Origin of the sequence: Streptomyces sp. NPDC002701 (assembly GCF_042889045.1) — a bacterium.
Taxonomy (GTDB): Bacteria; Actinomycetota; Actinomycetes; order Streptomycetales; family Streptomycetaceae; genus Streptomyces.
On sequence record NZ_JBIAQL010000002.1, the window covers coordinates 526,877 to 553,052 of the forward strand.

Here is a 26,176-nt window from a genome sequence, read left to right on the forward strand (position 1 = left end):
TCAACTCCCCACCTGTGCGCGCCGGGTGGCCCCCGGCGTCCGTTCCTCACGGAGCGTCAGGAGGGCGAGCGCGCTCACCGCGCAGGTGGCCGCCGCGTAGTACGCCGGAATGTCCACGCTGCCCGTCCGTTCGACCGTCTCCGTGATGATCAGCCCCGCGCACCCCGAGAACACGGCGTTGGACAGGGCGTAGGCGAGTCCCAGGCCCGTGTGGCGGACGCTCGTCGGGAACATCTCCGAGAGCATCGCGGGGCCCGGCCCGGCCATCAGACCCACCACCGCCCCCGCGGCGAACACCGCGGCGCCCTTCAGCAGGTGCGACGTACCGGCGTCCTGCAGCAGGTCGAGCAGCGGGACGGCGAGCACGGTGACCAGCAGCGCGCCCGCCAGCATCACCGGCCGCCGCCCGATCCGGTCGCTCAGCAGCCCCGCCGGGAGGATCGTGACCGCGAAGCCAAGATTGGCGAGGACCGTGGCCACCAGCGCCTGCTGGAAGGTGGCGTTCAGCGAGCTCTGCAGATAGGAGGGAAGCACGACGAGGAAGGTGTAACCGGCGGCGGCCCAGCCCATGACGCGTCCCGCGCCCAGCGCGATGGCCCGCGCCACCGCACGCCCCGGCGGCCGGTCGGGGTGCCGCTCCTCCCCGCCGGCGCCCGCGTCCGCCTGCTCGGCCCGGCGCGCCCGCAGCGCCTGGAACGACGGTGTCTCATCGAGGCGCAGCCGCAGCCACAGCGCCCCGAGCCCCATCGGCAGCGTCAGCAGGAACGGCAGCCGCCAGCCCCAGGAGTTCAGCTGCGCCCCGGTGAGCACGGTCGCCAGCAGCGCCGCCGCTCCCGCCCCGCCCAGCAGACCCAGCGCCACCGTGAACGACTGCCACGACCCGTACAGCCCCCGCCTGTCCGGTGGCGCGAACTCCGTCATCACCGACACCGCCCCGCCGAACTCCCCGCCCGCGGACAGCCCTTGCAGCACCCGGAGGAAGGTGAGCAGCCAGGGGGCCAGGGCGCCCACCGTGTCGTACGTGGGAAGCGCGCCGATCAGGGTCGTGGCGGCCGTCATCAGGGCGATGACCAGGATCAGCACGGGCCGGCGGCCGACGCGGTCGCCGAGCCGGCCGAACAGCGCGGCGCCGACGGGCCGGAAGAAGAACGCGAGCGCGAACGACGCGTACGTCCTGACCAGCGCCTCCACCTCACTGCCGCCCTCCGGCGTGAAGAAGCGGGCCGCGATGACCGTGGCGAAGTAGCCGTAGACACCGAACTCGTACCACTCGATGAAGTTGCCGACCGACCCCGCGACGAGCGCCCTGCGGGAACGCTCCGGCCCACCGCCTCGCAGGCCGGGGCCGGGCGCCGGGGAGCCCATACCGTTCCTCCCGCCCTCGTGACGCCGGTGGACGTCAGTTTCGGTTCGCCGCCTTCGCCGGTCAAGGACCGCCGGTCTGCGGCCGGCCGCACGGTCCGTCGACTCCGGTTCTCCCCGTCACCCCTGACGGCAACAGGTGTCCCGACCAGGCTCCATCGAGCCTTCCGGAGGACTAGGCTCGAAGTCTGTACGCCGTTCGGGCGACCTGGGGAGGTAGCGGGATGACGGAGGCACGGCCGGACACGGCCGCCTCGGCACCGCTCTGGGAGCGCGAAGCGGAACTCGCCGTGGTCGGGGAGGCCGTCGACGCCCTGTGCGCCGGCTCCGCCGCGGGCAGTCTGCTCGTGTTCACCGGCGAGGCGGGCCTCGGCAAGACCGCGCTGCTCGCCCGGGTACGCGCCGTCGCGGAGGACCGCTGCACGGTCTGGTCGGCCCGTGGCGGCGAGACCATCACGTCCGTTCCGTTCAACGTCGTACGGCAGTTGCTGCAGCCCGCCCTCGTGGCGCTGATGCCGGACGAGGCGCGCGAGTACTTCGGCGACTGGTACGACATCGCCGGGCCCGCACTCGGGATCGCCGAGCCGGGCGCGCGCCAGGCCGACCCGCAGGGCGTGTGCGACGGTCTGGTCGCCGCCGTGCGCAGGCTCGCCCGGCGCGAATGGCCCCTGGTGCTGATCATCGACGACGCCCACTGGGCCGACCAGGAGACCCTGCACTGGCTGGCGGCCTTCGCCGAACGCCTCGACGACCTGCCCGTCCTCGTCGTGGTCGCCCGGCGCCCCGGGGACGCCACCGGCGAGAGCGCCCGGTACCTCGACGCGATCGGCGCGCTGGCCCGCCCCATGCCCGGCCTGCGCGCACTGACCCCGGAGGCCACGGCCGGACTCACCCGGGCCACGCTCGGCGAGCACGCCGACGCCCCGTTCTGCCGCGAGGTCTGGGCGGTCACCGGCGGCAACCCCTACGACAGCGTGGAACTCCTCGCCAAGGTCCTGGACACCGAACTCGAACCCGTCGAGGACTCGGCCTCCGAACTGCGCGCACTGAACCGCTCGGCACGCGGCCGCGGACTGGTCGACCGGCTGGAGGGCCTCGGGGTCGACGCCACGAAGTTCGCCTGGGCGGCCGCCATCCTCGGTACGCAGATCTCCGTGGACCTCGCCGCCGAACTGGCCGGCATGCCACGGGAGGAGGCGGAGCGCTGCGCGGCACGACTGAGCGTGGCCCGCATCCTCACCGGAACCGACCGGACGTCCGGCCACCTGACCGACGGGGAGCTGGAGTTCGTCCACCCGCTCATCGCCACCGCCGTCTACCGCTCGATCCCGGACGCGTTGCGCACCGCCATGCACGGCGTGGCCGCCTCGGTCGTCACCGCGTCGGGGCTCGGCGCCGCCGCGGCCTCCCGCCACCTGCTGGAGGTCCATCCCGACGACGACCCCGAGCTGGTCGAGCAGATGCGCGAGGCCGCCCGCGAGCACCTCGCCGTCGGCGCCCCGGACGCGGCCCGCCGGTGTCTGGAGCGCGCCCTGCTGGAACCGCCGCTCCCGGAGGTCCACGCGCGCGTGCTCTACGAACTGGGCTGCGCCACGCTCCTCACCTCGCCCGCGACCACGATCGCCTATCTGCGTCAGGCGCTCACGGTGCACGGCCTCGAGGAGGAACTGCGCGTCGACGCGGTCTGCCGGCTGTCCTCGGCGCTCGTCCACAACGACCAGCTGGAGGAGGCCGTCGCCACGGTCGACGCGGAGGCCGCCCGGCTGGAGCCCGGTCCCGCCCGGATGCGGCTGCAGGCCGTGCACTACATGTGGGAGGGCATCCACGCCGGCGAGGAGGACGCGCCCGGCCGCTCCCGCCGGCTGGCCGAGCTCGTGAAGCCGCTCACCGGCCGCGACAACTCCGAGCGCGCCCTGCTCATCCTGCGCGCCTTCGACGCCATGACCCGCGGGGAGAACGCCGAGGAGGTCGCCGAACTCTGCGACCGCGCGCTCGTCAACGGCCGCCTCGCGCCGGGCCTCGGCTGGACCGACACCGAGTGGAGCTTCGAGCTCCTGATGATGCTCGGCATCTCGTACACGTACGCGGACCGGCTCGACCGTGCCGAGAGCCTCTTCACCCAGGCCCAGCGGACGTACGAGTCGGCCGGCTGGAGCGGCGGCCACCTGGCCCTCTCGCACGCCTTCGGCGGGTACGTGCTGCGCAGGCGGGGCCGCCTGAGAGACGCGGAGGAATCCCTGCGCGAGGCGCTGCGGCTCGCCGACCGGGTGGGCCACGGGCTGCCGATGCACTGGTCGGCGGCGTGCATGCTCATCGACACGCTCCTCGCCCGCGGCCATGTCGGAGCGGCCGAGGAGATCGCCGAGCGGTACTCCTTCGAGCCGCCCCACCCGTCCACGATCGTCCTGCCGGACACCCACTCGATACGGGGCCGGCTGCTCATCGCCACCGGCCGCGTCGAGGAGGGCGTGAACGAGCTGGAGACCGCCGAGAAGATGTCCGAGTCCCGCGGCGGACACAACACCGTGATGGCGCCCTGGGCGGGCGAACTGGCCCGGGCCCTCGCCGCGGAGGACCCGCGGCGCGCCGCGGAGGTGGCCGCCGACGCCCGTGTCCAGGCCGAGCGCTTCGGCACCGACACGGCCATCGGCGAGGCCCTGCGGTGCGCTGCCGCCCTGGAGACCGGCCAGCGCTCGGTTGCGCTGTACGCCCAGGCGGTCACGTACCTGGAGGCGTCCCCCTGCGCCTACGAACACGCGGCGGCCCGCGTCGAGTACGGCATCGCGTCCCGCTCCACCACGGAGATCACCCGCGGCCTGACCCTGGCCCGCTCCTGCGGCGCGGACACCCTGGCAGCCCGGGCCCAAGAGGCCCTGACCAACACAACAGCCCCGTAAGGAACGCGGGGAACGGCACGCCCAACCCCAACGCACCCGCACCCAGAACCAAACCCGCACGGGACGCGCCCGTAAGGGGCGCGGGGAACGGCGCGCGCAACCACGACGCACCCGCACCCAGAACGAAACCCGCACGGGGCGCGCCCGTAAGGGGCGCGGGGAACGGCGCGAGCAACCACGACGCACCCGCACCCAAACACACACCCGATCCCCGCCGGAGGCGCACCCCGCCTAAGAGCCGGGCCGCTCCGCGGCCAACACCCGCTGCGCCACCGCGAACGCGGAATTCGCCGCAGGCACCCCGCAGTACACCGCCGTCTGCAGCAGAACCGCCCCGATCTCCTCCGGAGTCAACCCGTTGCGCCGCGCCGCACGGACATGCATCGCCAGCTCGTCATAGTGACCGTGCGCCACGAGCGCGGTCATCGTGATCATGCTGCGTTCCCGCCGCGCCAGCGTCTCGTCCGTCCAGATCTCCCCCCACGCGTACCGCGAGATGAAGTCCTGGAACCGCGAGGTGAACGCGGACTGCCGCGCCTGCGCCGCATCCACGTGCTCGTCACCGAGCACCTCCCGCCGCACCGCCATCCCCCGCTTGACGTCCCCGTCGAAGTGCGCCCGCAACGCGCTGAGCACGGCCCGCGGCCGCTCGGCAGGCGCCAGGTGGGAAGCACCCGGGATCTCCACCAGCCCGGCCCCGGGCACCGCGTCGGCGATCTCCCGCAGATGCGCGGGCGGCGTCGCCGGATCCTCGCGCCCGGCGACGAGCAGCGTCGGCGCGCCGATGCGCGGCAGCGACGCCCGCAGATCGAACGCGGCCAGCGCGTCACAGCACGCCGCGTACGCGTCGGGGTCGGCCGTCCGCTGGTCCTCGACCAGCCGCGGGACGGTGAAGCCGGGCGTGAACCACCGGGCACCGGCGCTCTCGGCCAGCGTGCCGAGTCCCTCGGCCCGGACGAGCGCGGCCCGCTCCTCCCACGGCTGCGCGCCGTTGAAGTGCGCCGAGGAGCAGAGCACGGCGAGCTTCGCCACCCGGTCCGGGTGGTGGACCGCGAGATGCAGCCCGACCGCGCCGCCGAGCGAGACACCGCCGTACGAGAACCGGTCGATGCCGAGGGAGTCGGCGAGCGCCAGCACGAGCGCGGCGAGATCGGCGACGGTCGCGCCCGGCCCGATCAGCCCGGCGGGGGAGCGCCCGTGCCCCGGCAGGTCCCAGCGCACGACCCGGTGGGAGGCGGAGAGTTCGGGCGCGACCCCGTCCCACAGAGCCGTCGACGTGCCGAGGGAGGGTCCGAGCAGCAGCGGGGGAGCGGAGGCGGCCCCCTCGGCACGGTGGTGCAGCAGCGTGCCGTCGGCCGGGGCGGTTCGGTCGGTCGAACTGGTCAACGTCGCTCCAGGGCGCGGTCGGTGAGGGCTCCCGCGGAGCCGGTGTACCGGGTCGGATCGGTCAGAGCGGTCAGGTCGAGATCCGTCAACTCGGGTTCCTCGGCGAGGAGTTCCCCGAGCGGCCGGTCCTCCGCGGTGGCCCGCCGGGCGGCCCCGGTGAGCAGTTCCTTCGCGCGGGCCCGCCCGAGCACCGGCGCGAGCTCCGCGGACAGCCGCTCGGAGACGATCAGACCGTGCGTGAGGTCCAGATGGGCGCGCATCGTATCGGCGTGGACCCGCAGGCCCCCGGTCAGTTCGGCCGCGTCCCGCGCCGCCCCGCCGACCAGCCGGAGCAGGTCACGCAGGGGCTCCCACTCGGCGTGCCAGGCGCCGGCGGGCCGTTCGTCCTCGGCCGCCATGGACCCGTACAGCGTGGCCGCGAGCTGCGGTGCCCGGCGGGCCGCGGCGGCGATCAGCGTGGCACGCACCGGGTTCGCCTTGTGGGGCATGGCGGAGGACCCGCCGCCCGAGCCCTCGCTCAGCTCCCGGATCTCCGTACGGGAGAGGGTGAGCACGTCCGCGGCCGTCTTGCCGAGGGCACCCGCGGTGAAGGCGAGGGCCCCGGCCAGGTCGGCGACCGGTGCCCGGAGCGTGTGCCAGGGCAACACCGGTGCGGCGAGGCCCAGTTCACGCGCGTACGCCTCGACGAGTGCCTCCGGGTCCGAGGCGCCGTACGCGACGAGGGCCGCCAGCGTGCCCGCGGCGCCTCCGAGTTGCGCCGGCAGGTTGTCCCGCAGGTGCTGGAGGCGGTCCCTGGCGTCCAGCACCAGCGAACGCCAGCCCGCCGCCTTCAGACCGAAGGTGGTCGGTACGGCGTGCTGGGTGAGCGTCCGCCCCGGCATGACCGTGTCCCGGTGTACGCGGGCGAGGCGGGCCAGCGCGCTCTGCGTGCGGGCGAGGTCGGCCAGGATCGGGTCCAGCGTCCGTACCGCGACCAGCATGGTGGCGGTGTCCATGATGTCCTGGCTGGTCGCGCCTCGGTGGACGAAGGCCGCGTGTCCGGCGCCGACCGCCGTGCCGAGGTCGGCGACCAGCGGGATCACCGGGTTGCCGCCGGCCCGTGCGCGCGACGCGAGCGTATGGAGGTCGAAACGGGCCGGGTCGGCCGCGGCGGTGACGGCATCGGCGGCCTCGGCCGGGGCGAGGCCCAGCGATGCCTGCGCCCGGGTGAGAGCCGCCTCCGCGTCGAGGAGCGCCGTGAGGAAGGCGAAGTCCCCCGTCGCGGCCTCGGCCGGGGACCCCACCCGCCCGGGCGCGAGAAGCCCGGTGTCGGATCCGCCGGGCCCGGCGGTGTCGCCGGCGTCGTCTGCTGTCACTGGAACTCCAGGAAGACCGTCTCGCCCTCGCCCTGAAGGCGGATGTCGAAACGGTACGTCCGGTTCGTGCCCCCGGCCGCGTGCCCCGCCGCACCCCGCGCCGCGTCCCCGGTCGCGATCAGCGTGGCGCGCCGCCCGGCGGGCAGCGAGTCCAGCAGCGGGTCCGCCCCGTCGGCGAGGTACGCGCGGGTGAAGAGGTGGTGCGTCAGCCCGCGCGCGAACACGCACACGCTGATGTAGGGCGGTCCGGGGTTGCCGGGCGGCAGCGTGTGGAGCGCGTAGTGCCCGTCGGCGTCCGTGGGAACCCGCCCGTAGCCCGTGAAGTCGACGCCGTTGCGGCCGAGGAAACCCCCGGTCGACGGATCGCGGCGCATCGAGCCGGGGGCGCCCGTCAGCGAGCCGTCGGGGGCGGCCTGCCAGAAGTCGAGCAGGGCGTCGGGGACCGGTGTGCCCGCCCCGTCGAACACGTACCCGTGCAGGGTGATGGCGTCGGGGTGGCCGGCGGGGGCGATCCGGTCCCCGTCGGGAAAGGGGAGCGCGTGCCCGTAGAACGGGCCGATGGTGTGGGACGGGGTGGGGAGCAGCTGCTCGGCCATGCTCAACGGCCTTCCTCGATCCAGGTGGCGGAGGGACCGTCGAGGACGATGTCCCAGGCGTAGCCCATCGAGAACCCGGGTCGCGACAGGTCGTGGTCGTAGGTGGCGATCAGCCGGTCGCGGGCCGCCTCGTCCGTGACGGACCGGAGGATCGGGTCGTACCGGAACAGCGGGTCGCTCGGGAAGTACATCTGCGTCACGAGCCGCTGGGTGAACGCCGTGCCGAAGACCGAGAAGTGGATGTGCGCGGGCCGCCACGCGTTGGTGTGGTTGCCCCAGGGGTAGGGGCCCGGCTTGATCGTGGTGAACGAGTAACGGCCCTGATCATCCGTCAGCGTCCGGCCCACACCGGTGAAGTGGGGGTCGAGCGGCGCCGGGTGCTGCTCGCGCAGATGGGCGTACCGGCCGGCGGCGTTGGCCTGCCATATCTCGACGAGCTGGCCGCGCACGGGGCGGCCGGCGCGGTCGAGCAGCCGGCCCGAGACGGTCATCCGCTCGCCGATCGGCTCGCCCCGGTGCTGGATGGTCAGGTCGCTGTCGTGCTCGGTGATGTCGGTGACGCCGAACACCGGCCCCGACAGCTCGACGGCCTCCGGGTCGCCGCCGCTCACGGCGACCAGCGGCTGTTTCGGGTGGCGCAGCAGGGAGCTGCGGTACGGGGCGTAGTCGCGCCGCGGATGGTGCAGGACCGGGGCGCCGCCGGCGACCGCCTTGTCGTACGCGTCCTGCTGGTCCCTGATCTCGACGTCGATGTCCGACTGCGCGGGCGACGCAGCGGGGGCGGGGGACGGGGTGCGAGCCATGAGGGTTCCTAACGCTCCAGGACGAGGGCGAGGCCCTGGCCGACGCCGATGCACAGGGTGGCGACGCCGACTCCTGATCCCTTGCGGGCGAGCTGGTGGGCGACGGTCCCGGCGAGGCGGGCACCGGAGGCGCCGAGGGGGTGGCCCAGCGCGATGGCCCCGCCCTGCGGATTGAGGACGGCCGGGTCGAACTCGGGCCACTCGGCGACACAGCCGAGCACCTGGGCGGCGAACGCCTCGTTCAGTTCGAGGGCCGACAGGTCGTCGAAGGACCTGCCCGCCTTGGCGAGCGCGCGGTTGACGGCCTCCACGGGGGCGAGTCCGAAGTAGTCGGGGTCGAGCGCGGAGACACCGGAGGCGGACACCCGGGCGAGCGGCTCGCGGCCCGTGGTGGCCAGGCCCTCCTCGTCGACCAGGAGCAGGGCCGCCGCGCCGTCGTTGAGCGGCGAGGCGTTGCCCGCGGTGACCGTGCCGGCCTCGGTGCGGAACGACGGCTTGAGCCGGGCCATCGCGGGGAGGGAGGCGTCGGCGCGTACGCATTCGTCGGCGGCGAAGGACAGCGGGTCGCCCTTGCGCTGCGGAACGGCGACCGGGGCGAGCTCGGCGTCGAACAGGCCCGCGGCCTGGGCGGCGGCCGCCTTGCGGTGGCTGGCCAGGGCGAACTCGTCCTGCTGCTCGCGGCTGATCTTGTGCTTGTCCGCGATGAGTTCGGCGGACTCGCCGAGCGGGACGGTCCACTGCGGGTCCATCCTCGGGTTGACCATGCGCCAGCCGAGGGTCGTGGAGTACAGCTCGGTGTGCCCGGCGGGGAAGGGCCGGTCGTTCTTCGGCAGGACGTAGGGGGCGCGGGTCATCGACTCGACACCGCCGGCGAGGGCGACCGAGGCGTCGCCGACCGCGATGGCGCGGGCGGCCTGGACGACGGCCTCCAGGCCGGACGCGCACAACCGGTTGACGCTCACGCCCGGTACGGAGGTGGGCAGGCCGGCGAGCAGGGCGGCCATGCGGGCGACGTTGCGGTTCTCCTCGCCGGCGCCGTTCGCGTTGCCGAAGTAGACGTCGTCGATCCGGGCCGGGTCCAGCTCCGGTGTCCGGGCGAGCAGTTCGCGCAGGGCGTGGGCGGCCAGGTCGTCCGGGCGGACGCTGGCGAGAGCGCCGTTGTACTTGCCGAACGGGGTACGGACGGCGTCGACGATGTAGACGTCCTTCACGACTGCTTCTCCTCGGTGAGTGGCTCGGCGAGTGCCATGCCGGCTGCCTCGGTGGGTTCCTCGGTGAGCTCTTCGGCGACACGGACCTCGGCGGCGGTCCTCGCCACGATCTCCTCGGCCGTGACACCCAGTGCCGTCTCGACGAGTACCAGGCCGCCGCCGGTGACGTCCAGGACGCCGAGGTCGGTGATGACGCGGTCGACACATGCCTTGCCGGTCAGCGGCAGCGTGCACGTCTCCAGGATCTTCGGCGACCCGTCCTTGGCGGTGTGGGTCATCACCACGATCACGGTACGGGCGCCGTGCACCAGGTCCATGGCCCCGCCGATCCCGGTGATCATCTTGCCGGGCACGGCCCAGTTCGCGAGGTCCCCGCCCGCGGAGACCTGCATCGCGCCGAGGACGGCGACGTCGATGTGCCCGCCGCGGATCATCGAGAAGGACAGCGCGGAGTCGAAGTAGGAGGCGCCGGGCAGGACCGTGACGGTCTCCTTGCCCGCGTTGACGAGGTCCGGGTCCACCTGGTCCTCGGTCGGGTACGGGCCGGTGCCCAGGATGCCGTTCTCGGACTCCAGGATCACCTCCACGCCCGGCGGGAGGTGATTGGGGATCAGCGTCGGCAGCCCGATGCCGAGGTTCACGTACTGGCCGTCCCGCAGTTCGCTCGCGGCCCGCGCGGCCATCTGTTGACGCGTCCAGGCCATCAGCTGCTCACCGCCCGCTGTTCGATCTTCTTGTCCGCCGCCTGCTCCGGGGTGAGGACGACGACCCGCTGCACGAAGATGCCCGGCACGTGCACCGCGTCCGGGTCGATCGCGCCCGGCTCGACCAGTTCCTCCACCTCGGCGATCGTCACCCGGCCCGCCATCGCCGCGAGGGGGTTGAAGTTACGGGCGGACTTGTTGAAGACGAGGTTCCCGTGCCGGTCGCCCTTCGCCGCGCGGACCAGGGCGAAGTCGGTGCGGATGCCGCGCTCCAGCACGTACGGGGTGCCGTCGAAGTCCCGTACCTCCTTGGGCGGCGAGGCCAGTGCGACGCCGCCGCCGCCGTCGTAGCGCCAGGGCAGCCCGCCGTCGGCGACCTGGGTGCCGACCCCGGCCGGCGTGTAGAAGGCGGGGATGCCGGCGCCGCCGGCCCGCAGCCGCTCGGCCAGGGTGCCCTGCGGGATCATCTCGACCTCCAGCTCCCCGCCCAGGTACTGCCGCGCGAACTCCTTGTTCGCCCCGATGTACGAACCGGTGACGCGAGCGATGCGGCCCGCCGCCAGCAGGACCGCCAGGCCGGACTCCATCGCCCCGCAGTTGTTGGACACCACGCCGAGGCCGGTGACCCCGCGCTCGTACAGCGCCTGGATCGTCACGTTCGGCACACCGACGAGGCCGAAACCGCCGACGGCGAGTGTCGCCCCGTCGGACACGTCGGCCACCGCCTCGGCGGCGGTGGAGACCACCTTGTCCATCTGCGCAGCCCTCTCTTTCCCGAGCGTCCCGCGGCTCCAAATTAGTCAGGGCACTGAGTATTTCCGCGAGGTTCCCCACACGCTGCCATTCCGGCCGTGCGTCGTCAAGACCCTCCCGATACCGCCAGCTCAGGTGCTCGGTCCCGGAAACGGGACAGGGAGGTCAGCTCCCCGGTATCGTTCAGTGCACCGACGAACAAGGAGCGCACATGGCCGCGGTGGACCTCTCCAGCCACCCCGGGCACCTGGCCCGGCGGCTGCAGCAGGCGCACTACCTGCTGTGGAACACGATGGTCTCCGAGGAGATCACCTCGCCGCAGTTCGCGGTCCTGAACGCGCTCGTCGCCGAGCCCGGTCTCGACCAGCGCACGGTGGGGGAGCGGGTGGGCCTCGACCGGTCCACCATCGCGGAGGTCATCAGCCGGCTCGGCCGCCGCGCCCTCCTGGACAAGGTCCGCGACCCCGAGGACGGCCGCCGCTTCCTGCTGCGCCTCACGGACGACGGCCTGCGCGTCCACCGCAAGCTGACGGTGCGGACGGCCCGGATGAACCAGGTCTTCCTGGCCCCGCTCTCCGGTGACGAGCAGGCCCTGTTCTTCGACCTGATCCAGCGCGTCGCGGACGCGGCGGAAGGGCTCCGCAACCCCGGGACGCCGGGAGAGCCGATCGCCGGCCGGCGGTGAGCTCCGGTGGAGACCCGGTCGGCCGTCCACGGGGGTGCGTCGTGGCCGGCCGCGCCCACGCGGCGGAGGGTCACGCCTTCGCGAACACCACCCACACCTGACCCCCGGCGAAGTTCATCGGCGCACCGTCCGCCGTCGTGAACTCCGTGCCCCCCGTCGCCAGGGGACGCTTCCAGACGGCGTCGAAGGACCTGCCGTCACGCAGCACCTTCGCCGTGCCCGAGCCCACGGTCTCCGTGTAGGGCGTCTTGTTGCCGAGGTAGTCGTGATACCTGGACGCCCGGATCTTCACGTACTGCACGACGACCGTCGAGGCGGCCACCCGCTTCCGCTCGGCGGTCACCGTCGGCGCGCCGTCCATCGACACCAGCCAGCGCCGCTGCTCAGCGGACCAGTCGAAGGTGAAGCGGGCCGCCGGGAAACGGACCGTACGCGTGGTCTCGGCCGTGCCTCCCGCGGGCGCGGCACCGTACCGGAACCCCGTGGTCAGCGCGTCGGCCCCGGGCGCGGACGCCAGCAGCCGCCGCGGGCGCAGATAGAGATTGTGCGGCAGGGGCTTGTCCGTGCCCCGGTAGTACGCGGCCGTCCTCCTCTCCGGCGGGGCGGCCCGCAGGGGCGCCTTGTCGAACAGGGGCAGCAGCCTTCTCTGCGCACCCGAGAAGGCGAGGGTCGGGTCGTGGAACTGGCGCAGCAGCTCCAGGTCCGACTCGCGCGCGCTGCGCACCGGGCCGACGACCCGCGGCAGGCGGGTCGCGTACACCGCCATCAGCCGGCTGAGACCGCCCTCCACCTGCTCGGCGTACACGAGGTCGGCGTCGTCCAGGCCCGTCTGGGGGCGGGCCCCCGGCACGTTGTCGATCTTCACGACGAGCGGTGAGGCGGCCCGGGGCGCCGGGCTCGCCGGAGTGCCGCCGCCGGTGCCGCCGGTGCGGGACGGCGGATCGCCGCGTCCGTCGTCGGGCGATCCGCCTTCCGTGCAGGCCGTCGCCGCGGCCCCCACGAGCAGGGTGGCCAGCAGTGCCGCCGTCATGGCGGAGCGTCGCGTACGCCCCGTTCGTCTCAAGCCCACCGTGCCCCGTTTCATCGTTTGTCGGGTCATAGGTTCAACCGACGCCCATGGCCGCCCGGCCCGGTCGGGTACCGGGTCAGGGTGCGGGCCGGAACCCGGTGGGGCGGGGCGGGGTCGCGAGCGACTCGGGCAGGTTCCCCCGGAAGGGGCAGGCCGACGGAGCCGTTCAGCCCTGGGGCCCCAGGATGTCCGCCAGGTCGTAGCCGACCGGCTCCTCGAGCTGGGCGTACGTGCAGCTCTCGGGTGTGCGGTCGGGGCGCCAGCGGCGAAAGCGCGCCATGTGCCGAAAGCGCGCCCCGTTCTCCATGTGCTCGTACGCCACCTCGCACACCAGCTCCGGCCGCAGCGGCACCCAGGACAGGTCCTTCTTGCCCGTCCAGCGGCTTGGCGCGCCGGGCAGCCGGGCCGACTCGTGCGCCGTCTCCTCGGTCCAGGCCGCCCACGGGTGCCCGGCGGCCGACTCCATGCGCAGCGGCGCCAGCTCCGCGATCAGTTCCGCGCGCCGTTTCATCGTGAAGGCCGCGCAGACTCCCACGTGCTGCAGTGTGCCCGCCGCGTCGTGCAGGCCGAGCAGCAGCGATCCGACGACGGGCCCGCTCTTGTGGAGCCGGTAGCCCGCGACCACCACGTCCGCGGTGCGCTCGTGCTTGATCTTGAACATCAGGCGCTCGTCCTGCCCGTAGCGCAGGGTGAGCGGCTTGGCGACCACCCCGTCGAGCCCGGCGCCCTCGTACTGCTCGAACCACCGCCGCGCCACCTCGATGTCGGTGGTCGCCGGCGCCACGTGCACGGGAGGCGTGCTGTCGGCCAGCGCCATGGTCAGCAGGGCCCGCCGGTCGGCCAGCGGGACGCTCAGCAGCGGCTCGTCGGCCAGCGCGAGCAGGTCGAACGCCACGAACGACGCCGGGGTCCGCTCGGAGAGGGTCCTCACCCGCGAGGCCGCCGGATGGATCCGCTCGGAGAGGGCGTCGAAGTCCAGCCGCCCACCGCGCGCGACGACGATCTCGCCGTCCACCACGCACCGCTCGGGCAGCCGCTCCCGCAGCGCTTCCACCAGCTCGGGAAAGTATCTGACCAGCGATTTCGTGTTCCGGCTGCCGATCTCGACCTCGTCCCCGTCACGGAAGACGATCGCCCGGAACCCGTCCCACTTCGCCTCGTAGTGCATGTCCGGGGGAATCCTCGCCACCGACTTGGCGAGCATGGGCTTCACGGGCGGCATCACCGGCAGATCCATGCTCCGATTCTGCGCGGCGCCACCCGTATCCGCCTGATATGAGAGGTGCCGCCGTACAGATCGGATATGCGCGGTGTGCGAGGTGCGCCTACCGTGGCTCGCATGGCAGACGCGGTGGAGCTGGAGGCGGCGGGCAGGACGGTACGGCTGTCCAGTCCGGACAGGATCTTCTTCCCGGAGCGGGGCTTCACGAAGCTGGACCTCGCCCAGTACTACCTGGCTGTGGGCCCCGGCATTCTGCGCGCCCTGCGGAACCGGCCCACGACCCTGGAGCGCTACCCGGAGGGCGTCGGCGGCGAGTCCTTCTTCCAGAAGCGCGCCCCGAAGAACATGCCCGACTGGATCCCCACCGCGCACATCGCCTTTCCCAGCGGCCGCAGCGCCGACGAGATGTGCCCCACCGAAGTGGCCGCCGTCCTGTGGGCCGCCCAGTTCGGCACGCTCACCTTCCACCCCTGGCCGGTGCGCCGCGACGACGTCGACCGGCCCGACGAACTGCGCCTCGACCTCGACCCGCAGCCGGGCACCGACTACGCCGACGCGGTCCACGCCGCCCACGAACTGCGCGAGGTGCTGCACGAGTACGGGGACCTGCGCGGCTTCCCGAAGACCTCCGGCGGGCGCGGTCTGCACGTCTTCGTACCGATCTCGCCGCGCTGGACCTTCACCCAGGTGCGCCGGGCCGCGATCGCCGCCGGACGCGAGCTGGAGCGCCGGATGCCGGACCGGGTGACCACGGCCTGGTGGAAGGAGGAGCGGGGCGAGAAGATCTTCGTCGACTACAACCAGACGGCCCGCGACCGCACCATCGCCTCCGCCTACTCGGTACGCCCCCGTCCGCACGCCCCCGTGTCGGCGCCCCTCACCTGGGACGAGGTCGGCGAGGCCGTGCCGCGGGACTTCGATCTCGCGACCATGCCCGCGCGCTTCGCCGAACTCGGCGACGTGCACGCGGACATGGACGACCACGCCTACTCCCTCGAAGCCCTGCTCGAACTCGCCGACCGCGACGAGCACGATCACGGACTCGGCGACCTGCCGTACCCGCCCGAGTACCCGAAGATGCCGGGCGAGCCGAAGCGGGTACAGCCGAGCAGGGCCAGGAAGGACAGCGGTACCGCGACCAACAGCGGTACCGCGACCACCTGAGGGCTGCGGCCGGCTCACGGCCGCAGCCCCCGGTGCGTCACAACTCCTTGATCCGGACGTCCCGGTACGACACCACGTCCGTCGTGCCGTGCACCTGGAGCCCGATGTAGCCGGAGGAGAACCGCCGCCCGTCCGTGCCCGGGTCGTCCGAGCGCGGCGGGGTGAAGTCCTGGCCGCCGGTGTTGTCGAACTCGTTGATCAGCACGCCGTTGCGGTAGATCGAGTAGTGCTGGTCCACCACGCGGATCTCGTAGTCGTTCCAGGTGCCCTTCTGGGTGACACCGGCACCGGCCAGGCCCACCCGGTCGAAGCCGTAGACCGAACCGGTCTTGTACATGTCGCCGGTGGGGCTGTCGAACTCCTGGATCTCGTGCCCGTACTTGATGGCGACCCACTCGGGCCGCGACTCCTCCGGGTGGTTGTGGACCTGCGGGAACCGCACGAACACACCGGAGTTGGCGTTGCCCGTGCCCGGCGCGTCGTCACGCCACTGGAGCTTCAGCGAGAAGTCCCCGTACTTGCGTTCCGGGAACCACAGCATGCCGAGCCCGGGCTTCGTGGTGCCCGAGGTGATGGTGCCGTCGCCGTTCAGGCCGAACGAACCGCCGCCCACGTGCTGCCACTTGTCGAAGGTCGCCTGCGTACCGTCGAGGATCGTCCGGTACCCCTCGGTCTGGCCCGGCTCACCGATGCCCGACTGCTTCGCCGCCTGGTTGATCAGCCTGTACTCGCGCTGGACGAGGACACCGTCGTCGAGAAGGGTGTCCAGGACCTTCTTCACGTGCTTGAGGAACAGCGCGTGGGACGTCCACTCCTTCTCGTCCTCGATCAGCTCGTTGATGCGGCACCGGCTGTCGGTGATCCGGTTCGGCACCCCCGAGTCGACCGTGCCGACGAAGACCGTCAGCCGCTCGTCGTACTCGGCGCAGTTCGGCGCGGGCACTCCGCCGCCCGGAGCGACGGTGAAGCTCACCGTCCGGGCGTCCGAGGTGTTGCCTGCCTTGTCACGGGCCCGGTACGCCACCGTGTGCGCGCCCGCGCGGTCGACCACCACGGGGGCGGTGTACGCGAGGTACGGGCCGCCGTCGAGCGAGTACTCGATCGCCTCCACACCCGAACCGCCGTGGGCCTCGGTGGCGGTCACCGTCACCTTGGCGCTGTTGATGTACGCCCCGGCCGAGTTCTTGCTGCCCTCGACGCTGACGCCGGTCACCGGGGGAGTGGTGTCCTCGACGGGCGGCGGGACGACGGTGAACGACACGGACTTCTCGGCGGCCGCGTTGCCCGCCTTGTCCGTCGCCCGGAACCGCACCTTGTGGGCGCCCGTCTCGTGGACCATCACGGGCGCCGTGTACGGCTGCCAGGCGCCGGTGTCACCGAGCGCGTACTCGATGGTGTTGACGCCGGAACCCGTGTCGGACGCCGTCACCGTGACGGTCGCCATGGCGACGTACTCCCCTTGCGGGTTCTGCTCACCGCTCACCGCGGCCGACGTGTCCGGCGGCGTCCTGTCGTCCGTGGACGGGGCGGCCACCGAGAACTCCTCGGTCTTCTCCGCGGAGAGGTTGCCCGCCTTGTCGAGCGCCCGGTAGCGGACCTTGTGGGCGCCGACCTGATCGACCACCACGGGAGTGGTGTACGGCTGCCAGGCGCCCGCGTCGCCGATCGCGTACTCGACGCGCTCCACGCCCGAACCGGCGTCCGTCGCCCCGATGGTCACGGTCGCCGAACCGACGTACGCGCCCTCGGCGTTCTTCGTCCCGCTCACCTCGGCGGAGGTCTCCGGCGCGGTGGTGTCCTCGCCGGTGCCCTCCGTGACCACCAGGATGCCCTGCATCTGGCCGTGGCCGGGGATGGTGCAGTAGTAGCGGTACCGGCCCGGCGTGAGCGTCACCTCGGCCGTGTGCCGGCCGCCCTGGTCGTCGTTCGGGTTGGCCAGGATGTTCAGCGGGACGTCGTTCTGGTACTCCGGGTCGGACACGTCGAACGTCAACGTGTGCGGCATACCCATGGTGTTGCCGGTCGCCTCGCTGTTCTCGAAGACGATCGTCGTCGGGCCCGCGACCGCCGTGGCCGGCGCGGACGTGTACTTGGTGATGTCGTCACCGGCCGTCCAGGTGAGCGTCTGCGCGGCGGCAGCGCTCTTGGCGGGCACGGGATCGCTCTGGCCGGACGCCGAGGTGGCCGCGAGACCCAGCACCATCAGGAGCGACGCCAGCAGCGCCGTCCACAGCCGTCCAGTTCTTCGCCTTCTGATGTTCGCCGTGCTCGTCACTGCGCCTCCCGGGCGAGCTGGTCGGCGGCGGGCGTGGGGCCGCCGCCCTTGTACGTCACCTGCCACAGCGCGGACCTGGAGTCCGAGGTGAAGAAGCCACGGCCGTAGTCGAGGACGTACAGCGTGCCGTCCGGGCCGAACTTCCAGTCCATGAGGTTCTTGATGCCGTCGTTGCCGATGGGCACGATCTTCTTCAGGGACTCGGCGTGCACCGGGATGCCGCCCTGCCCGGCCGTCTTCGGGTCGAGGAGCACGGCGTGCCGCGGCTGGTCGGCGTCGTAGAAGTCGCCGACGAACCACTTGCCGTCCCAGTACGCGGGCCACTTCGCGGCGCTCGCCGAGTTCTCGTCGTAGCGGTAGACGGGCCCGTCCATGGCCGCCTGGCCGCCGCCCTTGAGCCACGGCAGCAGGAACTTCTGCTCCGCCGTCTTGTACGACGGGATGCCGTTGGCGTCACGCGGGAAGTCCGGGCCGCCGCCCTGGGGCGAGTACCAGATGGTGTTCGACGTGACCGGCGGCAGGTTGACGAGACCGTCGTTGTTCGGCGACTCGTTCTTCGGCGCGTTGCAGTCGTACCAGCCCAGCGGCTTCGTCGGGTCGGGCAGGTTGCGGTCCCGGTAGGGCTGCTTGTTGCCCATGCAGTACGGCCAGCCGTGGTTGCCCGGCTTGGTGATCGCGGCGAACGTGTCGTACTTCGCCGGGCCCCAGGTCGTCGAGGGCGACCCGGCGTCCGGGCCGACCCAGCCCGCGTACAGGGTGTCGGTCTTCTTGTCGACGGAGATGCGCGCCGGGTTCCGGACGCCCATCACGTAGATCTCGCCGCGGGTCTTGCCGCCGCCCTCGGCGGTCTCCTTGCCCGTGAAGAGGTTCCCCTCGGGCAGGGTGTACGTGCCGTCCTGCTCCGGGTGGATGCGCAGGATCTTGCCGTTGAGGTTGTTGGTGTTGCCCGCCGTGCGACGCGCGTCCGCGAAGGAGACGCCCTTGTAGTTGGGCTGCGGGTTGTTGCCCGAGTAACCGTCGCTGAAGCCGCTGGAGTTGTTGTCACCGGTCGCGATGTAGAGATTGCCCTTGGAGTCCCAGGCCATCCCGCCGCCCGCGTGGCAGCAGCTGTGGATCTGCACCGGCCACTTCAGAAGGACCTTCTCGCTGTTCAGGTCCAGCCTGTTCGTCGTCGAGTTGTACGTGAAGCGGGAGACGTAACGCTCCGCCATCCGCTTGTCGCGGTCGATCCGGGAGTGCGGCGTGTAGTGCAGGTACACATAGCCGTTGTCCTCGAACCGCGGGTCCAGCTCGATACCGAGCAGCCCCTCCTCGACCTTGATCAGCTCGTCGCCGCCGCCCTTGTTGCCGAAGACGTTGAGCGTGCCGGCCAGCGTGACCTTCTTGGTCTTCGGGTCGTAGACGTGGATCTCGCCCTTGCCCTTGCCGATGTCCGGGTTGTTCCAGTCCGTGATGACCGGCTGCGAGGAGTCGGCGCCGCCGCGGCCGATGTAGAACACCCGGCCGTCGGGCGCGGTGACCAGGCCGTGCGGCTCGCCGATCTGGTCGTTCTGCCCCGGCTGGTTGGGCTGCGTCAGCCGTTCCGCCTTGTAGTTGGCGTTGATCGTGGCCTTGCAGTCGGCCTGCGAGATCCGGGTCGTCCACGCGAGCGCCCCGCGCAGGTGGGAGCGGAACTCGGTCTCGTCGTACGAGGACTCCGTGCCGCCCATGCCGGTGTAGAAGGACCGGCCGCCGTCGTAGTCACGGCACCAGGACACGGGGTGGTCGGCGCCGTTGGCGCTCGTGCCCGGCGTGTACGTCGACTCGCGGACGCGGGCCACGGTGTGCACGTCGCCCGACGGGTTCTTGGTCCAGTTCAGCCACTGGTCGGGGCGCTTCCACTGGAGCGGGAGGTCCTTGGTGGCCGGATGCCGCCGGTCGCCCACCTCCACGGTCGCGCGCTGTACGTTCGTCGGGCTGCCGGCCGCCGGACGGGCGCCGACGAGTCCGGTGAACCAGTCCGAGTACGGCTCGGCGCGGGCCGCGTCATGGATGCCGAGGAAGCCGCCGCCGGCCTCCATGTACGCCTCGAGACCGGCCTCCTGCTCCGGTTCGAGGACGTCGCCGCCGCCGGTCAGGAAGACGACGGCGTTGAAGCGGCCGAGCTTCGTGTCGTTGGTGAAGACCGAGGCGTCGTCCGTGGCCGTCACCCTGAACCGCCCGGCCGCGGGACCGGTCTGGCCGATGTCCTCGATCGCCTCGATACCGGCGTTGACGACGGGCGACTCCTCGCCGCCCGCCGCGGACCCGTGGTAGATCAGTACCCGCACGTCGGAGCCGCCGGGCGGCGACTTGATCGACATCGTTGTCAGCGACGGATCGGGCGCCGGGCGCGCGCTCGCGGCAGGCCCGGACAGCACCCCCGCGGCGACGACTCCGGCAGCCACCGCGGCCACCCAGCCTCTGCGTCTGCCTCTGCTCAACTTCCGTACGGTCAGTGGCGTTTGATGCGGTGTGGGCCGCATGTGGTCACCCCATCCTCCTCGGTCACAGCAACAGCGCCATGGAAGCTAGACCTTTTCTCGGAACTCGCCAATAGCTATGACCGGGATCGCACGAACTTTGTCCTGAGTGTGGATAAACGAAGCCGATGCCACTACCGTCTCCCCAGTTCGTCTCTGTCACTCGGTTCCGTCAGAACTGTCAGATCGTCAATTCCGTTCTGTTGATCGCGTCGCAGGTTGGGAGAGTTCGGCATGGGCACCACGGACGACATGGACACCTCCGACGCAATGGACAGGCGTGGCTTCAGCCGTCGGATGATGCTGGGCGGGGCCGCCGTCGCCTCGGTCGCGACATCGTTGTCTCTCGTCGCCGCGCAGGACGCGCTCTCCGCCGACAGTGCGGACCGGGCCGACCGTGCCGCCGCCGGCGCGGTCCGTACCGCCCCCGCGGGCGGCGAGGTCAGGCGTCTGAAGCTCTACATGGAGAAGCTCCCCGACGGTCAGATGGGGTACGGGCTCGAGAAGGGCGCGGCCACGATCCCCGGCCCGCTGATCGAGCTCAACGAGGGCGACACGCTGCACATCGAGGTCGAGAACACGATGGACGTGGCGGCGAGCCTGCACGTCCACGGCCTCGACTACGAGGTGTCCAGCGACGGCACGAAGCTCAGCGGGTCGCACGTCGAGCCGGGCGACACCCACACGTACACCTGGCGCACACACGCCCCGGGCCGGCGCGCGGACGGCACCTGGCGGGCGGGCAGCGCGGGCTACTGGCACTACCACGACCATGTCGTCGGCACCGAGCACGGTACGACCGGGATCCGCAAGGGCCTCTACGGTCCGGTGATCGTCCGTCGCAAGGGCGACATCCTCCCGGACAAGACCCACACCATCGTCTTCAACGACATGATGATCAACAACAGACCCGGCCACGACAGCCCCAACTTCGAGGCGACCGTGGGCGACCGGGTCGAGTTCGTCTCGATCACGCACGGCGAGTACTACCACACGTTCCATGTGCACGGTCACCGCTGGGCCGACAACCGCACCGGCATGCTGACCGGCCCCGACGACCCGAGCCAGGTCATCGACAACAAGATCGTCGGCCCCGCCGACTCGTTCGGCTTCCAGGTGATAGCCGGGGAGGGCGTCGGCCCGGGCGCGTGGATGTACCACTGCCACGTCCAGAGCCACTCCGACATGGGAATGGCGGGCCTGTTCCTGGTGAAGAAGACAGACGGCACGATCCCGGGCTACGACCCCCACGAACACTGACGGCTCCGCCGGAAGCCCCGCGCACCGATAAGGGGCGCGGGGAACGGCGCGCTCAGCACAGACGGCCCGCAGGTGGCAGCGGGCCGGCTTCTAGGGGCGCGGGGAACTGCGCGCCCGGCCACGACGGACCCGCACCTGACAACCACCCCGCTTTCAAGGGGCGCGAACAACGGCGCACCACGCACCTGGAAGCGCTCTCAACGACCCGTCGAACGAGGGCTATCCTGAGGCATCCGCCGCCCTGAGGAGCCCCGAGGTGCCCGAGCAGTCGACACAGCCCCGCCCGACCCTGGAGGCCGTGGCCGCCAGGGCCGGCGTCTCCCGGGCCACCGCGTCACGCGTCGTGAACGGCGGCGAGGGCGTACGCGAGCCCCTGGTGGAACGGGTCAGGCAGGCCGTCGAGGAACTCGGTTACGTCCCGAACCAGGCCGCCCGCAGCCTCGTCACCCGCCGCCACGACGCGGTGGCCGTGGTGATCGCCGAGCCGGAGACCCGCGTCTTCGCGGACCCCTTCTTCGCCCTGCAACTCCGGGGCATCAGCAAGGAACTGACGGCCCACGACTCACAACTCGTCCTGCTCCTCACGGAGGGCCGCGACGACCACGCCCGCGTGGCGCGCTACCTCGCCGGCGGCCACGTCGACGGCGCGCTCGTCTTCTCGCTGCACCTCGACGACCCCCTGCCCGGCCTGATCCGCGGGGTACCGACCGTGTACGGCGGACGCCCCGGCTGGAGCGACGGCTCGCACGGCGTCGTCTACGTCGACTGCGACAACCGGGGCGGTGCCCGCGAGGCCGTCCGGCACCTCGTCGGGCTCGGACGCACGCGCATCGCCCACATCACCGGTGCCCTCGACCAGACCTCGGCGGTCGACCGGCTCGACGGATTCCGTGACGTCAGGACGGACGCCGACCCGGGGATGGTCGTGGAGAGCGACTTCACCCTGGGAGGCGGCGAACGGGCCATGCGGGAGCTTCTCGACCGCCGCCCCGACCTGGACGCCGTGTTCGCCGCGAACGACCTCATGGCCGCGGGCGCGCTGCGGGTTCTGCGGGAGCGGGGGCGGCGGGTGCCCGAGGAGGTCGCCGTGGTCGGGTTCGACGACATGCTGCCGTTCACGGAGCAGGCCGATCCGCCGCTCACCACGGTGCGGCAGGACATCGAGGAGATGGGGCGGCTGATGGCGCGGTTGTTGTTGCGGGGGCTGGATCGGGCCGCGTCCGCGGGGGTCGCGTCCGCGGGGGTGGGGGACGGGGCGGCGGAGGCGGCGCCGGCCAGTGTCGTGCTGCCTACGACGCTGGTGCGGCGGGCTTCCGCGTAGCGCTCCGCGCAGCGGTCCGCGGGGGCGTCGTGTTTCGGGTGCGGGTCCGATCGGGCTGGGCGCGCCGTTCCCCGCGCCCCTGAAAGACGGCCGCTTCCGCCCGCGGGTCCGTCGTGGCTTGGCGCGCAGTTCCCCGCGCTCCTGAAGACGCGCAGTTCCCCGTGCCCCTGTCCTGTAAGGGTGTGCTGTGCCGGGCGGGGAACGGCGTCAGGGTTGTGGTGGGGTGTTGCTCAGTACTGCGAAGTGGGCGCCGTCCGGGTCGGACAGTTTGGCCAGGCGGCCGACGCCCTCCACCGACGTGGCGGGCATGCGGACCGTGCCGCCCAGTTCCCCGGCCCTGCTGACCACGGCGTCCGCGTCCGTGACCGCGAAGTACGGCAGCCAGTACGCCTCCGGCTCCGTCGGGTCGTCGGCCAGCGGGACGGCCCCGCCGAACATGGCGTCCTCACCGCCCTCCGACGGGTTGAGGCAGGTGTAGGTGCCGCCGGGGAACGGCATGGCCGAGGTCTCCAGACCCAGTACGGAGTGGTAGAACGCGGCCGCCGCGGCGATGTCCGGTGTGTGGAGCTCCACCCAACACAGCGAACCGGGGTCGCCGGCCAGGTCGAGGCCCCGGAGCGCGGCGGGCTGCCAGATGCCGAAGGTGACGCCCGCCCGGTCGGCGAGGACGGCCATCCGTCCCTTGTCCATGACGTCGTCGGGCGGCATCAGCACCTTGCCCCCGGCCCGCTCGGCCGCCTGGGCCGTGGCGTCGGCGTCGGAGCTCTGGAAGTAGACGGTCCATGACGGCGGGCCCTGCTCGGGGGTGGTCCGCATACCGCCCGCCGTGGTCTTCCCGGCCAGCCGGAAGAAGCCGTAGCCGCCGGAATCGGGTCCCGCCGACTCCAGGTCCCAGCCGAACAGACCGCGGTAGAAGGCCGTGGCGCGGTCGACGTCGCGCATGCCGAGATCGACCCAGTTGGGCGCGCCGGTGACGAAACGGGTGGTGAGCATGATGCCCTCCTCTGAGGAGTCCCGTTGCCTGCACTGCCGAGTCTCGCACCGCCCACTGACAACCGCTGCCGGAGTCCCGTGCGGGGACGCGGCTCTCAGCCGGCGGCCGCCGTGCTCGCGGTCAGCGCCTCGCGCAGACGGAGGTCCGCCCCGCCGAGGGTCGGGCCGGACGTCAGCTGTCCCGCCAGATGCCAGTAGCGGGACATCACCGGGTGGTCCGCCTCGGCGAGGCGCACGGCGAGGGTGCGGCGGAAGGCGGGGCTGTCGCGGGTGCCCCAGGCGCGGGCGTGCGCGGTGACGTAGCAGTCCAGTGCCTCGCCCAGGCCGTCCGCGCGGCCGGTCCGCAGCGCCGCCTCCGCCAGAAGGTACGCCTCGTGCAGACCGCCGTAGAGGAGGTCCGGGTGCGGGGTGGCGGCGGGGCGGTGCGACACGAGGCAGTGGTCGGTGGCGGCCGTCGCCAGGGCGTGGATGCGGGCGAAGGCGAGGACCTGCTCCGGAGTCGGGTCGGCCGACGGCTGGGGGACGGCCGCGTCGGTGACGGCGGCGCGGAGCCGGGCGGAGAGGCGGACCGGCAGCAGACGGCGCCAGTAGTGCGCGAGGGCGGAGGTGCTGGGCGGGGTGCCGACCGCTCCGATCAGCTCCAGGCGTTCCGCGAGCTGCTCCGGGTCGCCGTCCTGGAGCGCCCGCAACGCGGCCTCGCGCCAGCGCAGCGCGGCGAGTGCGGTGCCGAGGCCGTCCAGCCGGCGGGCCACGACGGCCTCCAGGGTGTCCCCGCGGCCGAGGACCCGGCCGATCTCGGGGACGGGCACGCCGAGTGAGCGCAGCGCGCGGATCGTGCGCAGCCGGGCCACCGCCTCCGGGCCGTAACGGCGGTGACCGCCGCCGCTGCGCGAGGTCTCGGGCAGCAGACCCCGCTCGGAGTAGAAGCGGACGGTCTTGACCGTGGTCCCCGTCCGCGCGGCCAGCTCGCCGATGCTCAGGGTGTCGTCCGGGATGCCGTCTCGGGCGCCGTCCGATGGCAACGGTTGAACCTCCTCCAGGGGGAGTTCCTAGGTTACCCACGACGAACCCACCCCCTGGAGGTACTGATGTCCGTCTTCATCCTGGTCTCCGGCCCGTTCACCGACGGCCGCGTCTGGAACGAGGTGGCCGCGCGACTGCGGCAGTCGGGCGCCGACGCGCACCCGGTGACGCTGAGCACGCGGCCCGAGGCCGGTGTGCAGACACACGTCGAGGACGTGGTCCGGCTGATCGACTCCCTCGGACGCCCTGACGGAGACGTCGCGGATCCCGTCACGCCACCCCGGCAGGTGGTGCTGGTCGGGCACGACTACGCCATCCATCCCGTGCTGGGCGCGGCGGACCTCCGGTCCGAGAGGGTCGCGCGGATCGTCCATCTGGACGCCGGGATGCCGCAGGACGGCGACGCGGCGCTGGCCCTGGTCCCGGACCCGTCCGTGCACGAACTGCTGCGCGCGCAGGAGGACGGTCCCCGGCCGGTCCCGGTCCCGGCGCCGGGACCGGCCGAGTGGCAGCGGTGGGGCAGCACGGAAGGGCTGTCGGCCGGGCAGTTGGAGCTGCTCAGCCGGCTGGCCGCCCCGCAGCCGCCCCGCACGCTGACACAGCCGCTGCGGCTGACCGGCGCCGCCGCGGCCGTGCCGCTGAGCGGCATCCTGTGCACGGCGGGAGGGACGACGGTGGAACTGGTCGAGGCGCTGGTACGCACCGGGCCGCCCCAGTTCCGCAGACTGGCCGATCCGCGGGTGGGCTTCTTCGAACTGGCCACCGGCCACTGGCCGATGCTCTCCTGCCCGGACGAACTGGCCGGGGTGCTGCTCCGCGCGGCCGCCGACGAGGGCCGGCGGCTGACCGTACCCGAGGGCGGGTCCCCGCTCCTCGGCCCCTTCCTGCTCGACGCCCCGGAACGGCCGCGGGTGCGCGACGGACGCGTGGACCTCCACCTGCCGGAACCGCAGGGAGCACCGGGCCCCTGGCCCGCGGTGCTGTTCGTGCACGGCGGGCCGGTGCCGTCAGGACACGTCCCGGCGCCACGCGACTGGCCGTTCTACCTCGGCTACGCCCGCTGCACGGCGGGCCTCGGCGCGGTGGGCGCCGTCGTGGAGCACCGCCTGCACGGCCTCACCGACTACGCGCGGGCCGCGGACGACGTGGCGGAGGCCCTCGAACTGCTGCGGGCCGACCCCCGTGTGGACGCGGGACGCGTCGCCCTGTGGATCTTCTCCGGTGCCGGCCTGCTCGCCGCGGACTGGATCGCCGCACCGCCCCCGTGGCTGCGGTGCCTGGCCCTCACCTACCCGATCCTGGCGCCCCTGCCGGGGTGGGGTGCGGTGGGACCCCGCTTCGACCCGGTCGGCGCCCTCCGCGCCGGGACACCGCCGCCGCTCGTGCTCACCCGGGCGGGCCTGGAGACACCGCAGATCGCCGCCACGGTGGAGGAGTTCCTGACCGCGGCCGAGGAGACGAAGGCCCCGGTCGAGGTGATCGACGTCCCGCACGGCCGCCACGGCTTCGAGACCCACGAACCGACGGGCGAGTCCCGCGAGGCCGTGTCCCGGGCGCTGCGCACGGTCCTCGCGCATCTGACGCGGCCGTCGTGAC

Annotated in this window: 20 protein-coding genes; 6 read left to right on the forward strand and 14 right to left on the reverse strand. The window is 72.6% G+C overall.

Annotated features, from left to right (window positions below; all coding sequences use genetic code 11):
* Entirely contained in the window at window positions 1–1,365 is a 1,365-nt protein-coding gene (locus ACFYXC_RS06680; protein ID WP_389547709.1) for an MFS transporter, read from the reverse strand.
* 221 nt (window positions 1,366–1,586) lie between these two features.
* Here ACFYXC_RS06680 and ACFYXC_RS06685 point away from each other — a divergent pair, with 221 nt between their 5' ends.
* Complete coding sequence (locus tag ACFYXC_RS06685; RefSeq protein ID WP_389547711.1) at window positions 1,587–4,259, forward strand: ATP-binding protein; 2,673 nt, start codon at window positions 1,587–1,589, stop codon at window positions 4,257–4,259.
* Window positions 4,260–4,490: 231 nt separating this feature from the next.
* Here ACFYXC_RS06685 and pcaD read toward each other — a convergent pair whose 3' ends face one another.
* Genes pcaD through ACFYXC_RS06720 form a run of 7 tightly spaced genes read right to left on the reverse strand, consistent with a single transcriptional unit; the run spans window position 4,491 to window position 11,069 of the window.
* Window positions 4,491–5,645, reverse strand: coding sequence for a 3-oxoadipate enol-lactonase (gene pcaD / locus ACFYXC_RS06690; protein WP_389547713.1), 1,155 nt, complete (start codon window positions 5,643–5,645; stop codon window positions 4,491–4,493).
* Complete coding sequence (pcaB, locus tag ACFYXC_RS06695) at window positions 5,642–7,000, reverse strand: 3-carboxy-cis,cis-muconate cycloisomerase (protein WP_389547716.1); 1,359 nt, start codon at window positions 6,998–7,000, stop codon at window positions 5,642–5,644. Before pcaB ends, pcaD begins: the two co-directional genes overlap by 4 nt.
* On the reverse strand, window positions 6,997–7,596 hold the full coding sequence (gene pcaG, locus ACFYXC_RS06700) for a protocatechuate 3,4-dioxygenase subunit alpha (RefSeq protein WP_388905103.1): 600 nt from the start codon (window positions 7,594–7,596) through the stop codon (window positions 6,997–6,999). The genes pcaB and pcaG overlap by 4 nt, the downstream gene beginning before the upstream one ends.
* Before the next feature lie 2 nt (window positions 7,597–7,598).
* Window positions 7,599–8,399, reverse strand: a complete 801-nt coding sequence (gene pcaH / locus ACFYXC_RS06705) for a protocatechuate 3,4-dioxygenase subunit beta (protein WP_389547720.1) — start codon at window positions 8,397–8,399, stop codon at window positions 7,599–7,601.
* 8 nt (window positions 8,400–8,407) lie between these two features.
* Window positions 8,408–9,610 (reverse strand): thiolase family protein, encoded by a 1,203-nt coding sequence (locus ACFYXC_RS06710; RefSeq protein ID WP_389547723.1) that lies wholly within the window; start codon window positions 9,608–9,610, stop codon window positions 8,408–8,410.
* On the reverse strand, window positions 9,607–10,314 hold the full coding sequence (locus ACFYXC_RS06715) for a CoA transferase subunit B (protein WP_389547726.1): 708 nt from the start codon (window positions 10,312–10,314) through the stop codon (window positions 9,607–9,609). Before ACFYXC_RS06715 ends, ACFYXC_RS06710 begins: the two co-directional genes overlap by 4 nt.
* Entirely contained in the window at window positions 10,314–11,069 is a 756-nt protein-coding gene (locus ACFYXC_RS06720) for a CoA transferase subunit A (protein ID WP_389547729.1), read from the reverse strand. Before ACFYXC_RS06720 ends, ACFYXC_RS06715 begins: the two co-directional genes overlap by 1 nt.
* A 209-nt stretch (window positions 11,070–11,278) precedes the next feature.
* On the opposite strand from ACFYXC_RS06720, the gene ACFYXC_RS06725 reads away from it, so the two are divergent.
* A complete protein-coding gene (locus ACFYXC_RS06725) occupies window positions 11,279–11,752 on the forward strand; it encodes a MarR family winged helix-turn-helix transcriptional regulator (protein WP_389547730.1) in 474 nt (157 codons plus the stop codon).
* 70 nt (window positions 11,753–11,822) lie between these two features.
* Here ACFYXC_RS06725 and ACFYXC_RS06730 read toward each other — a convergent pair whose 3' ends face one another.
* Together ACFYXC_RS06730 and ACFYXC_RS06735 are read right to left on the reverse strand one after the other, a co-directional pair.
* A complete protein-coding gene (locus tag ACFYXC_RS06730) occupies window positions 11,823–12,782 on the reverse strand; it encodes a DUF3048 domain-containing protein (RefSeq protein WP_389547732.1) in 960 nt (319 codons plus the stop codon).
* A 205-nt stretch (window positions 12,783–12,987) separates the two neighbouring features.
* On the reverse strand, window positions 12,988–14,058 hold the full coding sequence (locus ACFYXC_RS06735) for an ATP-dependent DNA ligase (RefSeq protein ID WP_389547735.1): 1,071 nt from the start codon (window positions 14,056–14,058) through the stop codon (window positions 12,988–12,990).
* Window positions 14,059–14,160: 102 nt separating this feature from the next.
* Here ACFYXC_RS06735 and ligD point away from each other — a divergent pair, with 102 nt between their 5' ends.
* The gene (gene ligD, locus ACFYXC_RS06740; RefSeq protein WP_389547738.1) at window positions 14,161–15,207 is read left to right on the forward strand and encodes a non-homologous end-joining DNA ligase; all 1,047 of its coding nucleotides are present in this window, start codon (window positions 14,161–14,163) and stop codon (window positions 15,205–15,207) included.
* Window positions 15,208–15,244: 37 nt separating this feature from the next.
* On the opposite strand, the gene ACFYXC_RS06745 is transcribed toward ligD, so the two are convergent.
* Both ACFYXC_RS06745 and ACFYXC_RS06750 read right to left on the reverse strand, forming a co-directional pair.
* Complete coding sequence (locus ACFYXC_RS06745) at window positions 15,245–17,410, reverse strand: OmpL47-type beta-barrel domain-containing protein (protein WP_389548407.1); 2,166 nt, start codon at window positions 17,408–17,410, stop codon at window positions 15,245–15,247.
* A 68-nt stretch (window positions 17,411–17,478) separates the two neighbouring features.
* Window positions 17,479–19,986 (reverse strand): ThuA domain-containing protein, encoded by a 2,508-nt coding sequence (locus tag ACFYXC_RS06750; RefSeq protein ID WP_389547740.1) that lies wholly within the window; start codon window positions 19,984–19,986, stop codon window positions 17,479–17,481.
* Between the two features lie 267 nt (window positions 19,987–20,253).
* Here ACFYXC_RS06750 and ACFYXC_RS06755 point away from each other — a divergent pair, with 267 nt between their 5' ends.
* A complete protein-coding gene (locus tag ACFYXC_RS06755) occupies window positions 20,254–21,243 on the forward strand; it encodes a multicopper oxidase domain-containing protein (RefSeq protein ID WP_388906344.1) in 990 nt (329 codons plus the stop codon).
* A 256-nt stretch (window positions 21,244–21,499) separates the two neighbouring features.
* Window positions 21,500–22,564, forward strand: a complete 1,065-nt coding sequence (locus ACFYXC_RS06760; RefSeq protein ID WP_389547743.1) for a LacI family DNA-binding transcriptional regulator — start codon at window positions 21,500–21,502, stop codon at window positions 22,562–22,564.
* Window positions 22,565–22,771: 207 nt separating this feature from the next.
* Here the strand turns inward: ACFYXC_RS06760 and ACFYXC_RS06765 are convergent, their stop codons facing one another.
* Window positions 22,772–23,557 (reverse strand): VOC family protein, encoded by a 786-nt coding sequence (locus ACFYXC_RS06765; RefSeq protein WP_389547745.1) that lies wholly within the window; start codon window positions 23,555–23,557, stop codon window positions 22,772–22,774.
* Between the two features lie 95 nt (window positions 23,558–23,652).
* Window positions 23,653–24,579, reverse strand: coding sequence for a MerR family transcriptional regulator (locus ACFYXC_RS06770; protein ID WP_389547748.1), 927 nt, complete (start codon window positions 24,577–24,579; stop codon window positions 23,653–23,655).
* 66 nt (window positions 24,580–24,645) lie between these two features.
* Here ACFYXC_RS06770 and ACFYXC_RS06775 point away from each other — a divergent pair, with 66 nt between their 5' ends.
* Window positions 24,646–26,175 (forward strand): alpha/beta hydrolase, encoded by a 1,530-nt coding sequence (locus tag ACFYXC_RS06775; protein WP_389547751.1) that lies wholly within the window; start codon window positions 24,646–24,648, stop codon window positions 26,173–26,175.
* Window position 26,176: the final 1 nt, after the last annotated feature.

Bases quoted from the DNA above. Each gene is read 5' to 3' on its own strand.
- ACFYXC_RS06685 (WP_389547711.1), top strand. From the start codon at position 1,587: ATGACGGAGGCACGGCCGGACACGGCCGCCTCGGCACCGCTCTGGGAG.
- ACFYXC_RS06735 (WP_389547735.1), bottom strand. From the start codon at position 14,058: ATGGATCTGCCGGTGATGCCGCCCGTGAAGCCCATGCTCGCCAAGTCG.
- ACFYXC_RS06755 (WP_388906344.1), top strand. From the start codon at position 20,254: ATGGACAGGCGTGGCTTCAGCCGTCGGATGATGCTGGGCGGGGCCGCC.
- ACFYXC_RS06680 (WP_389547709.1), bottom strand. From the start codon at position 1,365: ATGGGCTCCCCGGCGCCCGGCCCCGGCCTGCGAGGCGGTGGGCCGGAG.
- ACFYXC_RS06775 (WP_389547751.1), top strand. From the start codon at position 24,646: ATGTCCGTCTTCATCCTGGTCTCCGGCCCGTTCACCGACGGCCGCGTC.
- ACFYXC_RS06765 (WP_389547745.1), bottom strand. From the start codon at position 23,557: ATGCTCACCACCCGTTTCGTCACCGGCGCGCCCAACTGGGTCGATCTC.
- ACFYXC_RS06725 (WP_389547730.1), top strand. From the start codon at position 11,279: ATGGCCGCGGTGGACCTCTCCAGCCACCCCGGGCACCTGGCCCGGCGG.
- ACFYXC_RS06720 (WP_389547729.1), bottom strand. From the start codon at position 11,069: ATGGACAAGGTGGTCTCCACCGCCGCCGAGGCGGTGGCCGACGTGTCC.
- pcaH (WP_389547720.1), bottom strand. From the start codon at position 8,399: ATGGCTCGCACCCCGTCCCCCGCCCCCGCTGCGTCGCCCGCGCAGTCG.
- ACFYXC_RS06730 (WP_389547732.1), bottom strand. From the start codon at position 12,782: ATGACGGCGGCACTGCTGGCCACCCTGCTCGTGGGGGCCGCGGCGACG.
- ACFYXC_RS06745 (WP_389548407.1), bottom strand. From the start codon at position 17,410: ATGGTGCTGGGTCTCGCGGCCACCTCGGCGTCCGGCCAGAGCGATCCC.
- ACFYXC_RS06715 (WP_389547726.1), bottom strand. From the start codon at position 10,314: ATGGCCTGGACGCGTCAACAGATGGCCGCGCGGGCCGCGAGCGAACTG.
- ACFYXC_RS06750 (WP_389547740.1), bottom strand. From the start codon at position 19,986: ATGCGGCCCACACCGCATCAAACGCCACTGACCGTACGGAAGTTGAGC.
- pcaG (WP_388905103.1), bottom strand. From the start codon at position 7,596: ATGGCCGAGCAGCTGCTCCCCACCCCGTCCCACACCATCGGCCCGTTC.
- ligD (WP_389547738.1), top strand. From the start codon at position 14,161: ATGGCAGACGCGGTGGAGCTGGAGGCGGCGGGCAGGACGGTACGGCTG.